The 13,974-nt window shown below is 44.0% G+C and carries 9 protein-coding genes (1 of these 9 cut by a window edge); 8 read left to right on the forward strand and 1 reads right to left on the reverse strand.

Features of this window, described 5'->3' with window-relative positions; genetic code table 11:
• Positions 1-8: 8 nt before the first annotated feature.
• From AC0VYE_RS06765 to AC0VYE_RS06800, 8 genes are all read left to right on the forward strand, one after another.
• A complete protein-coding gene (locus tag AC0VYE_RS06765; RefSeq protein WP_475446902.1) occupies positions 9-5,000 on the forward strand; it encodes an Ig-like domain-containing protein in 4,992 nt (1,663 codons plus the stop codon).
• A 266-nt stretch (positions 5,001-5,266) separates the two neighbouring features.
• Positions 5,267-5,554 carry an Asp-tRNA(Asn)/Glu-tRNA(Gln) amidotransferase subunit GatC gene (gatC, locus tag AC0VYE_RS06770; protein WP_475446904.1) on the forward strand — a complete coding sequence of 96 codons (288 nt, stop codon included), beginning with the start codon at positions 5,267-5,269 and terminating at the stop codon, positions 5,552-5,554.
• Positions 5,555-5,589: 35 nt separating this feature from the next.
• Entirely contained in the window at positions 5,590-7,047 is a 1,458-nt protein-coding gene (gene gatA / locus AC0VYE_RS06775; RefSeq protein ID WP_076271889.1) for an Asp-tRNA(Asn)/Glu-tRNA(Gln) amidotransferase subunit GatA, read from the forward strand.
• 36 nt (positions 7,048-7,083) lie between these two features.
• On the forward strand, positions 7,084-8,523 hold the full coding sequence (gene gatB / locus AC0VYE_RS06780) for an Asp-tRNA(Asn)/Glu-tRNA(Gln) amidotransferase subunit GatB (protein ID WP_076271890.1): 1,440 nt from the start codon (positions 7,084-7,086) through the stop codon (positions 8,521-8,523).
• Between the two features lie 148 nt (positions 8,524-8,671).
• Positions 8,672-9,382, forward strand: a complete 711-nt coding sequence (locus tag AC0VYE_RS06785; protein WP_076271891.1) for an MgtC/SapB family protein — start codon at positions 8,672-8,674, stop codon at positions 9,380-9,382.
• Positions 9,364-11,289, forward strand: a complete 1,926-nt coding sequence (locus AC0VYE_RS06790; RefSeq protein WP_475446907.1) for a DUF4097 family beta strand repeat-containing protein — start codon at positions 9,364-9,366, stop codon at positions 11,287-11,289. The genes AC0VYE_RS06785 and AC0VYE_RS06790 overlap by 19 nt, the downstream gene beginning before the upstream one ends.
• A gap of 77 nt (positions 11,290-11,366) precedes the next feature.
• Positions 11,367-11,801: a peroxide-responsive transcriptional repressor PerR gene (gene perR, locus AC0VYE_RS06795; RefSeq protein WP_076271893.1), complete on the forward strand. Its 435-nt coding sequence runs from the start codon at positions 11,367-11,369 to the stop codon at positions 11,799-11,801.
• 117 nt (positions 11,802-11,918) lie between these two features.
• Complete coding sequence (locus AC0VYE_RS06800) at positions 11,919-13,643, forward strand: glycosyl hydrolase family 18 protein (protein WP_475449467.1); 1,725 nt, start codon at positions 11,919-11,921, stop codon at positions 13,641-13,643.
• Positions 13,644-13,813: 170 nt separating this feature from the next.
• On the opposite strand, the gene AC0VYE_RS06805 is transcribed toward AC0VYE_RS06800, so the two are convergent.
• Positions 13,814-13,974 carry the final stretch of a YgzB family protein gene (locus tag AC0VYE_RS06805; protein WP_076271895.1) on the reverse strand. The gene runs 199 nt beyond the window's last position, so the window shows 161 of its 360 coding nt (coding positions 200-360); the start codon falls outside the window, past its right edge — the gene reads right to left on this strand; the stop codon is at positions 13,814-13,816.

Here is a 13,974-nt window from a genome sequence, read left to right on the forward strand (position 1 = left end):
TCAAAAATATGCTTAGTTTAGTAAAGTCCAAGAAGATAATCAGTATTGTTTTATTCGCGCTGATGGTCAATCTATGCTCGTCATTGTTTATGGAGGATGGGAGAAAGGTAAAGGCGGCTGGAGCTGGAGAAGTTTCTGTATTTAAAAAAGCGTATATTACAAGCTTTATCAATGGTACTGTCGATGTTGTTAATCTATCGGATCTGACTGTAGAAAAGGCTAAAATCACGGTAGGAAGTCAACCGAACAGCGCTGCGATCAACCCCAATCAGAAGCAGGTGTTCATAACCAACAGAGCAAGCAATACAGTCTCGGTTATTGATCCGGCGAAGGATGAGGTAATCGCGACCATACCAGTTGGAGTTCAGCCTCATGGCGTTGCCTTTAATAAGGATGGAAGTAAAGCTTATGTGGCAAATGACTCAGGAAGCTCGATTTCAGTTATAAATACAGCCTCGCTTGTAGAGGAGAAAAAAATATCCGTAGCTACGCCTATAGCGATGGCATTGGTTGGGAATGATCTTTATGTTACTAGTAGAACCGGAAAACTTACGATTATAGATATAATAAGCGAAACAGTTGTGAAGGAAATTACCATTGAGGGGGAACTTTACGGACTCTCGGTTAATCCCTCAGGCACAAAGGTTTATGTGGCTAACTTAGTAACTAATTTCGTAAACATAATTGATACGAGTTCAAAAACTCACGAAGCGGATATACCGGTTGGCAGCAAGACGACTGCAACAGAAGTTAGTCCTGATGGCAGTAAGATATTTGCAGCACATGGCTATAATGACTCTGTGTCAGTAATCAATGCGGCAACCCTTAAAGTGGATGCTACCATAAATGTTGATGCTAACCCTTACGTCATCGGCGTTTCCAAAGATGGTCTTCAAGCGTACACGATTAATTATGGCTCTAGCAATATGAGTGTTATTAATACAACGACAAATATGGTCGACAAAACAATTGAGCTCAGTGCGGGACCTTTTATGGTCGGAACCTTTATGGTTCCTGTTGCTGTTGCGTTGGATGCTGAACCTTCTGAACCGTCAGAGCCAGTTGATAATCAAGCCCCTGTTGTGACAGCACTAACTCCAGTTAAAGGTGCACAAAATGTTGGTGTGGATGCTAATCTTAAATTAACGTTTGATGAAAAAGTAAAGGTACTGGCGGGTAAAAAGATAACGATTTGGAAACCACGGGAATTATCAATGATCAACGGACCTGATTATCCGATCTTAATAAGCGATGCAACGTTAGTAGAAACAATTGATGCAGGAGATTCGACAAAGGTAACAGTCTTGGACAATGTTGCAACGATTAATCCAGAAGCGGATCTGGAATATCAGACGAATTATTTTGTGAAGATTGAACCATCTACTTTTACGGATATTGCAGGGAACGGCTATGCTGGATTATCAGCTGATGTCGAAATTCATGATGGTCAAGTACAGGATACAGATATTGAATCATGGAATTTCAAAACGGGTAAGGCAGCAGATACTGTCGGACCGGTGGCGACAACATTTGTTCCAGCGAAAGCTGCTGTGGATGTTTCCATCAGTACGGACATGACATTAACGTTCAACGAAAATGTGAAGGCTGGAACAGGCAAGAAAATAAAGATTTTTGAACCGGGCAGAGCCACACCAGATGGAACAAATCCAAGTGCTCCCATTTTGCTAGAAGAAATATCTTCAACAGATACGAGCAAAATAACGATTTCTGGGAACAAAGTTACCATAAATCCGACGAAAAATATGAAAAACAATACCTATTATTATATCCTCATGGATAAAGGTGCGTTTCAGGACATATACAATAATGATTTTGATGGCATGTTCCAATACATTCAATTAATGAACGAAAACGTAATGTATATGGGCGAGCCAGGGAAGATATGGTTCTTTAAAACAGAAGCTGCACCAGACACAACTGCGCCTATAGCTACTGGATATTCACCAGCGAATAATGCTCTTGATGTGGCGGCAGATGCGAGCTTACAGCTGACTTTCAGTGAGATCGTGGAAGCGATGGCAGGCAAAAACATTAGCATCCGCAAAGCAAGTGATGATAGTGTTGTTGAAACCATTGCAGCTAACGATACTGCAAAATTGACACTAGCAGGAACTAAGGCGACCATTAAATTGTCAGCTAAATTAGCTAACGATACGGGCTATTACGTTCTGATTGATGATGGAGCCTTTAAGGACAAAGCTGGCAATACGTATAAGGGCATTACAGGAAAGACGATCTGGAGCTTCAAGACAGCAAAGAGTGTTTCGCCACTAACTGTCACGTCTTTATCGCCTGTTGATGATGCTTCAGCAGTTGCCACTAACTCTGATTTGTTGCTAACTTTTAGCGAGAATGTACAAGTGATTCCGGGTAAAAAGATTTTTATCAAAAAACAATCCGATGACAGCATTGCTCATACTTTTGAAATTAGCAGCATAAGCGATGTAAGTGTATCGGGTAATAAAGTGAAAATAAATCCTTACCTAACGGTACCGGATGCACCTGGGAATTATTTGGATTACAATACTGCTTATTATGTTCAAATCGAAGAGGGAGCACTGAAAAGCACGACCAGCAGCGCACTATACGCAGGCATTGCGGACAAGACAACTTGGAATTTTACTACAGGTGCTGCACCTGAAAAAAATGATCTGAAGGTTGTAGCATACTCACCTGCCGGTGGGTCAAATGATGTATCTCAGAGTACACCTCTGAAACTGACATTTAGTACAAATGTTCAGGGAGTAAACGGCAAGAGCTTTGAAATTAGAAAGAAGTCTGACAATAGCGTTGTGCACAAAGTGAATTTCGGAGAAATGGGAGTCGAGATATCGGGAAGCACAGTAACGATTAATCCTCCGATGATTCCACAACCAGGCAATGGGTCTATGGTCGAATATTTGGAGCCAGGTACAGAATATTACGTCCTAATTGCAGCAGGAGCTTTGAAGGATAAAGACGGAAACAGCTATGCGGGTATTTCTGATAAATTAGTATGGACCTTTACCACGGAGTCAGATTTGGAACTGGATACAGACGGAGATGGTATTCCAGACTCCATTGATCCAGATGATGACAACGACGGTTTGACGGATGAGCAAGAAGCGAAAATAGGTACAAATCCAAAAGATCCAGATACCGACAAGGATGGAATCAATGATAAAGATGATCCATTCCCAACGGATGCAGCTAAGCCGGGTACAGCAAACGGTGAGCTGGATACAGACGGAGATGGCATACCAGATTCGACTGATCCAGACGATGACAACGATGGATTGACGGATGAGCAAGAAGCGAAAATAGGTACAAATCCCAAAGATCCAGACACCGACAAAGATGGAATCAATGATAAAGATGATCCATTCCCAACGAATGCAGCTAAGCCGGGTACAGCAAACGGTGAGCTGGATACAGACGGAGATGGAATACCAGATTCGACTGATCCAGACGATGACAACGACGGTTTGACGGATGAGCAAGAAGCGAAAATAGGTACAAATCCAAAAGATCCAGATACCGACAAGGATGGAATTAATGATAAAGATGATCCATTCCCAACGGATGCAGCTAAACCGGGTACAGTAAACGGTGAGCTGGACACAGATGGAGATGGTATTCCAGATTCGACTGATCCAGACGATGACAACGACGGTTTGACGGATGAGCAAGAAACGAAAATAGGTACAAATCCAAAAGATCCAGACACCGACAAGGATGGAATTAACGATAAAGACGATCCATTTCCAACGGATGCAGCTAAGCCGGGTACAGCAAACGGTGAGCTGGATACAGACGGAGACGGTATTCCAGATTCGACTGATCCAGACGACGACAACGACGGTTTGACGGATGAGCAAGAAGCGAAAATAGGTACAAATCCAAAAGATCCAGACACCGACAAGGATGGAATTAACGATAAAGACGATCCATTTCCAACGGATGCAGCTAAGCCGGGTACAGTAAACGGTGAGCTGGACACAGATGGAGATGGTATTCCAGATTCGACTGATCCAGACGACGACAACGACGGTTTGACGGATGAGCAAGAAGCGAAAATAGGTACAAATCCAAAAGATCCAGACACCGACAAGGATGGAATTAACGATAAAGACGATCCATTTCCAACGGATGCAGCTAAGCCGGGTACAGTAAACGGTGAGCTGGACACAGATGGAGATGGTATTCCAGATTCGACTGATCCAGACGATGACAACGACGGTTTGACGGATGAGCAAGAAACGAAAATAGGTACAAATCCAAAAGATCCAGACACGGACAGAGATGGTGTCAATGATAAAGATGATTATTATCCGCTCGATCCAACGAGATCCAGTTATTCAGGCAACAACTCGGGCGGCAACGTGACGCCAAAGCCTGATAAGCCTGATCCGGTTGAAGTTCCAGATCACAAAGAAGTAAAAGCTTATATTATTGGTCATCAGGACGGAAGCTTTAAGCCAGAGAAAGGGATTACACGTGCTGAGATGGCAGCGATACTTGTGCGCATATTGGGCAAGGAAGCTGAATTATCTTCCGTGAGCAGCACGGGCGTTGATGCTGAGCATTGGGCTACAAAATACATTGCAATCATAACGAAATTGGGCTTGATGGTGGGTTATCCAGATGGCAGCTTCAAACCAAATCAGACGATTACTCGTGCGGAAATGGCTGTTATTATTAATCGATTGATGGAGCATATTGAAACTGGTGGCAAAAGCTTCTCTGACATTAATGGGCACTGGGCGCAAACGGCCATTGATCAGGGTACTGCAGCAGGAATTTTCAACGGGTATAAGGATGGTACATTTGCGCCAAATCGCGTTCTTACGAGAGCAGAGGCTGTTGTTATATTCAATAGACAGCAGGGCAGATCTCCTCTAGCAGGAGCAGATCAACAATGGAGTGACGTTTCGCAGAAGCACTGGGCATATGAAGATATTCAGACTGCGAGCATCGACCATGAGATTAAAGAGCAATAATGCTAACGGTCATCTAGAGCATTTCAGTAAGAACCTGATTCTCTAAAACTAAAAAAGCAGCCTGCCTCACAACAGCTTAAGTTGTGAGAGTAGGCTGCTTTTGTTTGTTTGATAAACGATTGCTTTTACGCCCAACTCTTCTGCTTTAGATCCAGTTTCTTTTATGTGGAAATTAAGAAGTGATTTGCCGTTTACATTGATGTTCTCCCTGTATGTGCGATATAATAGGAAGAATGATTACAGGAATAGGAAAGGAAGAATACCTGATGAGCATTTCACCTAAGGATGTAGACCATGTAGCAAGACTTGCGCGGTTAGAGCTAACCGATTCGGAGAAGGATCAGTTTACGGAGCAGCTCAATGCGATTTTGAAATATGCGGAAAAGCTTGAAGGCTTGGACACGGAAAATGTTGAGCCAACCAGCCATGTGCTCCCTATAACGAATGTAACGCGCGCGGATGAGAAACGCCCGTCGCTGCCGATCGAGAAGGTTTTGCTAAATGCGCCTGATGAAGAAGATGGACAATTTAAAGTACCTGCGGTGCTTGAATAATACGAATGGGTTTAATTTGAAGGGAGGAACTACTGTTGGCACTGTTTGATTTGCGCCTGCAGGATGTACATAACAAGCTTAACAATAAGGAACTGTCTGTTTCTGAGCTGGTTAGCGCATCATTTGCGAGAATTGCGGAAACTGAGCCTGCTATTAAGGCTTTTATTACATTAAATGAAGAGAATGCACGCTTGCAGGCTTCCGAGCTGGACAAGCAATTGCAAGAAGGCGGCGATCAAGGTTTATTGTTTGGATTGCCGGCGGGTGTTAAGGATAATATTGTGACTGAAGGTCTACTGACCACTTGTGCGAGTCAGTTCTTAAGCAATTACAATCCTATTTATGATGCCACTGTTGTTCGCAAGCTGAAAGCAGCTCAGTCGGTAACGATTGGCAAGCTGAACATGGATGAATTTGCAATGGGCGGTTCCAACGAGAACTCCAGCTTCTATCCAACTCGCAATCCATGGAATACGGATTATGTTCCAGGCGGCTCAAGCGGCGGATCGGCAGCTTCAGTTGCTGCTGGACAAGTTTATTTCTCACTTGGCTCTGACACTGGCGGCTCTATTCGTCAGCCAGCTGCTTATTGCGGTATCGTTGGCCTCAAACCAACTTATGGCCTAGTATCACGCTTTGGACTTGTTGCTTTTGCATCTTCTTTAGACCAAATCGGTCCGCTTACCAAAAATGTTGAAGATTCCGCATTTGTGCTGCAAGCCATTGCTGGTTACGACACAAGCGACTCTACATCAGCGAATGTGGATATTCCAGATTACACAGCAGCTCTTACAGGTGATGTAAAAGGTCTGCGTATCGGTGTGCCTAAAGAATACCTCGGAGCTGGTATTGATCCGCGTGTGAAAGAAGCAGTACTTAAAGCGCTGGCAGTATACGAATCACTGGGCGCGACTTGGGAAGAGGTATCACTTCCTCATACGGAGTATGCCATCGCTACTTACTATTTGCTTGCTTCTTCGGAAGCATCGTCAAATCTAGCTCGTTTTGACGGCGTACGTTACGGTGTACGTGCGGAAGATCCTGCAAATCTCATTGATTTGTATAAGAAATCCCGCAGCGAAGGATTTGGCGCTGAAGTAAAACGCCGGATTATGCTTGGAACCTATGCTCTAAGCTCTGGCTATTATGACGCATATTATTTGAAAGCTCAGAAGGTGCGTACACTTATCAAGCAGGACTTTGACCAAGTGTTCAGCCAATATGATCTCATCATCGGACCTACGGCTCCGACACCTGCGTTCCGAATTGGAGAGCAAGTTGGAGATCCATTAACGATGTATTTAAACGATATCTGTACGATACCGGTAAGCTTGGCTGGCGTTCCTGCGATTAGCGTTCCTTGTGGAACGGCAGATGGCTTGCCGATTGGCTTGCAAATTATCGGGAAAGCGTTCGACGAATCGACGGTGCTGCGCGCCGCTCATGCGTTCGAGCAGCATACAGAGCATCATAAACAACGTCCGCAGCTATAAGCGGACCTATATACGTTTACGAAGGGATCGATACGAATGTCTGAACCGAACAAATACGAGACGGTTGTCGGGCTGGAAGTCCATGTGGAGCTGCATACGAACAGTAAAATCTTTTGCGGCTGCTCTACGGCTTTCGGCGCGCCGCCGAATACCCATACCTGTCCAGTATGCCTTGGACATCCCGGCGTTTTGCCGGTATTGAATCGCCAAGCCGTTGAATATGCAATGAAAGCGGCAATGGCTTTGAACTGTCAAATTGCAGATATCAGCAAGTTTGACCGTAAAAACTATTTTTACCCCGATTCGCCAAAAGCGTATCAGATTTCGCAATTCGATCAACCGATCGGTGAACATGGCTGGATTGATATTGAAGTGGGCGGAGAAACGAAACGAATTGGGATCACAAGGCTGCACCTTGAAGAGGATGCAGGCAAATTGACTCACGTTGATGGCGGTTATGCATCACTTGTCGATTTCAACCGTGTAGGTACGCCGCTAATTGAGATCGTATCAGAGCCTGATATTCGTACACCTGAGGAAGCGAAAGCATACCTCGAAAAAATCAAAGCCATCATGCAGTATTGCGACGTTTCTGATGTAAAGATGGAAGAGGGCAGCTTGCGCTGTGATGCAAACATAAGCCTTCGTCCATACGGGCAAAAGGAATTTGGTACGCGTGCCGAGCTTAAGAACATGAACTCCTTCCGCGGCGTTCAGCGCGGCCTTGAGTATGAGCAGTTCCGCCAAGCGGAAATTCTCGACAGCGGCGGTGAGGTTATTCAGGAGACTCGTCGTTTTGACGATGCACTTGGTAAGTCCTTCTCTATGCGCGGCAAAGAAGAAGCACACGATTACCGCTACTTCCCGGACCCGGATCTGGTACAGCTTCATATTAGTGAAGAATGGAAGCAAAGCATTCGTGCGACAATTCCAGAATTGCCTGATGCGCGCAAAGCGAGATATACGGCTGATTACAGCTTGCCTTCCTATGATGCTGAAGTCATTACTTCATCTAAGAAGCTTGCTGATTTCTTCGAGGAGAGCCTCTCCTACACGAAGGATGCCAAATCCGTATCGAACTGGATCATGGGTGATTTGCTTGGTTATTTGAATGCCAACGGTCAAGAAATTACCGATGTGAAGATTACTGGACAAGGCCTAGGTGAAATGATTGGACTGCTTGAGAAAGGCACAATCAACGGTAAAATTGCCAAAACGGTATTTAAAGCGATGCTGGATTCAGGCAAGCTGCCACAGCAGATTGTAGAGGAACAGGGTCTCGTTCAAATCAGTGACGAAGGCGCTATTCAAGCCATCGTTAACCAGATCGTTGAAGCAAATCCGCAATCTGTTGAAGATTACAGAGCAGGTAAAGATAAAGCAATTGGCTTCCTTGTTGGTCAGGTTATGAAGGAGTCAAGAGGGAAAGCAAATCCTGCACTCGTGAATAAGCTGCTTGTAGAGCGCTTGAAATAAGAGCAGTTGCACGCAAAAAGACGCGGTTCATCAACATGATGAACCGCGTCTTTCTTTTTGAACATCACTCTGGACAGAAGACCTGTAAGCTCCATACGCTGCATACAATTATGTTACAATAGCGAATATAGAAAGGTCGGGATTGTTTATGCTGCTAAGTACACTTCATAATCCTTGGTATATTAGTGAACTTCATATTTTATTAAGACTGCTGCTTGCTTTGCTATTGGGCGGACTTATTGGCTTCGAACGAGAACAGTCGAATCATGCTGCAGGACTTCGAACCAATATTTTAGTTTGTTTAGGTTCTTGCTTGTTGATGCTGCTATCCATGTACGGTTTCTCAGCTTTTGTCGACGAGCCTAACGTACGGGTCGACCCAGCGCGTCTTGCAGCCGCAGTTATTACAGGCATTGGATTTCTAGGTGCAGGTACTATTTTATTTACCGGAAAATCAATAACAGGTTTAACGACAGCTGCATCGCTATGGGTCGTTTCAGCGATTGGATTAGCAGTCGGAGCAGGCTTTTATTTTGCATCAGCTACCGCAACGATCATGGTTCTTGTTACATTATGGGCGTTTAATAAGCTGGAAAAAAGGTACATAAGTGCAAAGAAGGAGCACTTGCTCAAAATAAAAGCTAATAATTTATCTCAAGCTATGCTTGAATTAAATAGCCTACTGACTGATCGGAAAATCATCATGAGAAAAATGCTGCTGGAAGAATGCGAGGGTGAAGAGGAAGGCGAGCAGATTTTGCTGCAGGTGTATATTACACTGCCTAAATCAGAAGCATTGTTAGTGCTCCTCGATAATATAAAGCACTTGGAGGGTGTACGTTGGGTCAGCTCAGAATAAAACGAATAAAAAATAGACTTCTCACCGTATTATTCGCATTTGCTATGCCAGGAGCGGGACATATGTATACGGGACAGCATCCGAAAGGCTTACTGTTAATTGCGGCCTTTTGGCTGGATTTGACGGCGATTGTAAGGTTAGCCGATTCAGATGGCGGCAGACATTTGCTGTTGATCGTTTATTTAGGTATTATGCTTCCTATTTTTTATTTTATTAGCGTGTTTGATTCCTTGCAAAGCGCGGATGCCGATAATAACAACCCCGTTGCACTGAATCGCACACATGGTATTTTACTTTTGGCGGCGGGAAGCATCATGCTCATTTTAGTGAAGCCTCCACAAGCGATTTTACCCTGGATGAATGAACTAGCGGAGTTATGTGTTGGCCCGATTATTATAATCGCTTCAATATTGCTGCTGTCACGTTCAAGGAAAGGAAGAGTTACTATGTTTAAGCTGGGACGCTTTACAGCAGCGGCACTGGTATTGGTCGTGGGAGGATTGCTTCTATGGGATCAAATTCAAGGACGGAATGATATTTCATTGCTTGGTCAATGGTGGCCGGTTATTTTTATCTTGTTAGGTTTAGAAATCATACTATACAGCATAAAGTTTAAAGACATAGAAAAAAAGCTTCGATTTGATGTTGGAGGCGCGATGATCGCTGTTGCGATTTCGTTGACCGCTTACGTTGTGACCCAATACGCGGATATTCCTTATCGATGGCTGGATCAATTTAATGTTGATTTGAACGGGGCAGCAGAATTTGGAGAAGAGAAAGGATTTCATTATGAGAAGACCATCATTAAGGTTCCTTTAGATGAAGCGATTTCTCTCATTCGTGTTGTTAATCCCAATGGGCAAGTAACCATTCGATCGGGCGATGTGCAGGAAATAGAGCTTTTGACCGCAGTATGGGTTGATGTGCCAGGCAAAACGGAGGCTGATGCGATCGCAGAGCAATCAACCGTCAAAATTAATCCAGGCGCTGAAGTAACGTTAGAGGCGAAGGGTCAAACCTATGGCGCTAACGGCAGCAGAAAACCGAGAATGAATATGATCATTACCGTACCAATGTCTTTGTCTGATCAGGTTGAGGTTGATCAACAGCCTACAGAAACACCTTTATCCTTAGGAGCGGAAGGTATTGATGCGAATAACGATGAAATTCCGGAGTCAACACCTGATGCTGATTTGAACGATCAGTCCACAACGGAACAGCCTACGGATACAGATGTAGGCTTAAATGGTCAATCTGAACAACTGCCTCAGAATACTGAGGAACAGAAGCCTGTATTAAAGATGAAAGTAGAATCAGGCAATGGTTCAATTGAAGTCATGAATTTGACGCTGCCTGGCGGCCTTGAGCTGCGAAGCAATAGCGGAATTGTTTCCGTGAGCAACATTAGAGGTCCTATCTCCGTCAAAGGTAATAATGGCGGAATTAATGTGAAAAGCATAACCGGTGATACCAGTCTAGAAACAAAAAATGGTACGGTTACAGCAGATTCTATTGAAGGTAAGCTTTATGCGAATACACTCAATGGCAGTTTGGAGATCAAGCAGATTGATGGAAACATTGAAGCAGAAACAAAAAACGGGAAAATCAAAATGGACGGTGCAGGCGGTTCTGTTAAAGCGGATACGCTGAATGGGAACATTGAACTAAGCAGTGCTGAAGTTAGCGGAGATTGGGATCTCGATAGCTCCGTCGGAGAGGTAAAGCTTGCAATACCGGCGAATGCTCATTTTACGATGTATGGATCGGTAACTTTCGGTAATATTGTGTCCGAACTGCCGCTTGAAGTAAGCAAGAAAACGATAAGAGGCACTATAGGCGACGGCACTTTCAGGATTCAGATTAATGCTACGAACAGCATTGCAATTAAGCAATTTGGACTATCCTAAAAAGGCGCTTTCATTGACAAACTCTTAAATAAGAACGTACAATAGCTTTAATAACTTTAAGGAAGGGCGTGAGGGGAATGGGAGCCAGCGTTAACTTAGCACTTGAGCAACTGAAGATGAATGGCGTCCGAATGACCCCGCAACGTCACGCCATATTAAGCTACTTGATGGACTCCATGTCGCATCCGACTGCAGATGAAATTTATAAAGCGCTCTCACCAGTTTACCCGAGCATGAGCGTAGCTACCATATATAACAATCTGCGTTTATTTGTAGAAGCTGGATTAGTGCGTGAGCTGACTTATGGCGATGATTCAAGCCGGTTTGATTCGGATTTATCCGATCATTACCATGCCATTTGCAAAAATTGCGGTTCAATCGTCGATTTTAATTATCCACCTCTGCTTGAGGTAGAACGTGCAGCGTCACGTGTAACAGGTTTTGTGGTTGAAGGACATCGGATGGAAATTTACGGTGTTTGCTCGACTTGCAATACTAAATCAGCGAAATAATTGGCGTTATGCCTACAAGAACGTGCCGGGAAGCGATACAACGCTAATCTGCACGTTTTTTAATAGTCGAATAGAATTTTGAGGCTACCATTACAGGAGAGTGATGACTTGGAAACGATGTACAACCGAGCGCCACGCCGAAAAGGCAACCGAGGTGTTCGGAGCATAATATTGTTGTTTTTGTTAGGAGTAATTGCTGTCTTTTGTTGGTATGGATATATGCGCTTTATTCCTAACAACGAAAAGGTAGATCCACATTATAAGACAGAGCATCCTATATTTATTCAAGGCGTTGAAGCGGAGCAAGGAGCTATTATCGAAAATGATGAAGTTAAGCTGCCGCTTTCGGTGCTGGAGCAGGTATTAGGAGCGGACAAGCCTATAAGATATGAGCCAGATTCAGGTTCAATCATTTTGACAACTGCCAATAAGGTGCTTCACCTCAAGACGGATTCGTTAACGGCGACTATCAACCAAAAGCCATATGATCTAACGATTACTGCAGAAACGTCTAATGATACGGTCTATATTCCTGCAGAACCTTTGGAGGAGTTATACGGGCTGAAAGTAGAATTCGTAAAAGAGACAGGCACAGTAACACTGCTGAATGCAGGAGACATGGTTCAGCTTGCTGAGGCTACTCCTGAGAAAGGTGCAGCTATTCGAACCGAAGCGACGATTCGAGCGCCTTTTGTTCAAAAAGTTCCTCAATCACAGTCAATAAGAATTTGGAAAGAGCAGGAAGGTTGGCTGCTTGTCCAAAACAGCGAAGGCATCATCGGTTTTATGAATAAAAAAGATGTGAAGCTTACTTCTATTGAGAAAATGCCCGAGCAGGCGGCAGAGCCTCCATTTATTGCGTGGAAGGTGCTCGGCAATAAAATTAATATGACATGGGAAGCTGTTTATCAACGGAAAATCGATACTGCCAAAATAGCGCCGATGCAGGGAGTAAATGTTGTTAGTCCTACCTGGTTTGAACTTGCCGACGACAAAGGAACAATAAAAGGCAAGGCTGATCCCGCATATGTAAAATGGGCACATCAGCAAGGGATGCAGATTTGGGCGCTGTTCAGCAATAGCTTCGAGCCTGATCGAACGACAAAGGCATTAGCGTCAGTGGAAACGCGATTCTCGATGATACAGCAGCTGATCGGCTTTGCTCAAGTATATGGATTGCAAGGGATTAATTTAGATTTTGAAAATGTACACACGTCGGATAAAGCTAACTTTGTGCAATTTGTTCGGGAGCTGACTCCGCTTTTACATGAGCAAGGCTTGGTTGTCTCCGTGGATGTAACGCCCAAGTCGAATAGTGAGATGTGGTCGCTGTTTCTTGATCGTGCAGCGCTTGGCAATGTTGTAGATTATATGATGGTCATGGCTTACGATGAGCATTGGGCTGCGAGTCCAAAATCGGGTTCGGTAGCATCGCTGCCTTGGACAGAGAGTTCTCTTGTTCGTATTATGCAGGAGGATGCTGTACCAGCAAGTAAAATTATTTTAAGCATGCCCCTGTATACCCGGATATGGACTGAGAAAAAAGGGGAAGACGGTAAAATAGACGTTTCCTCAAAGGCAGTAGGCATGAAGAAGGTTAATGAGATTATTACGACTAAGAAACTTAAGCCGGTGTTTGATGCAAAAGCAGGTCAGAATTACGTGGAATATAAGGAAGACGGAAATTTGATGCGAATATGGATTGAGGATGAGGTATCCATTAAAGCTCGAGTAGCGCTTGCACGTAAATATGATATAGCAGGTGTAGCAACATGGCAGCGTGCGTTCCAAACGGAAGCTATTTGGAAATCGATCGACGATTCTCTCAAGATTAGGCCATAATTCATTTATAAATGCAAAATAAGAAACGCCTCCTATCATGTGAAGACATGGAGGAGGCGTTTCTTATTTTTGTAATGCTGCGATCAAAAGTTGGTTTTCTTAGCTTTTTACCTTCTTAGTAGAATAAAGGTTGTTTCCTAAGAAAGAATCAACCGTATATTCACTATAGGTTAAACTTGCTGTTCAGAAGGAGTAGTTGTTGCTTGTGCAGGATCAAGCGTAAGTATCGTTTTGCAATACATACAACGATCTGTTTTTCCAAGCATTTTGGTTGGACGCGAGCATTCTGGACACTGGAGCATTGTGGCACTTGTTGACATCATGCCAGCCC

The sequence above is a fragment of the Pristimantibacillus sp. Z349TD_6 genome (assembly GCF_056173205.1).

Bases quoted from the DNA above. Each gene is read 5' to 3' on its own strand.
- AC0VYE_RS06765 (WP_475446902.1), top strand. From the start codon at position 9: ATGCTTAGTTTAGTAAAGTCCAAGAAGATAATCAGTATTGTTTTATTC.
- gatC (WP_475446904.1), top strand. From the start codon at position 5,267: ATGAGCATTTCACCTAAGGATGTAGACCATGTAGCAAGACTTGCGCGG.
- gatB (WP_076271890.1), top strand. From the start codon at position 7,084: ATGTCTGAACCGAACAAATACGAGACGGTTGTCGGGCTGGAAGTCCAT.
- AC0VYE_RS06785 (WP_076271891.1), top strand. From the start codon at position 8,672: ATGCTGCTAAGTACACTTCATAATCCTTGGTATATTAGTGAACTTCAT.
- perR (WP_076271893.1), top strand. From the start codon at position 11,367: ATGGGAGCCAGCGTTAACTTAGCACTTGAGCAACTGAAGATGAATGGC.
- AC0VYE_RS06800 (WP_475449467.1), top strand. From the start codon at position 11,919: ATGTACAACCGAGCGCCACGCCGAAAAGGCAACCGAGGTGTTCGGAGC.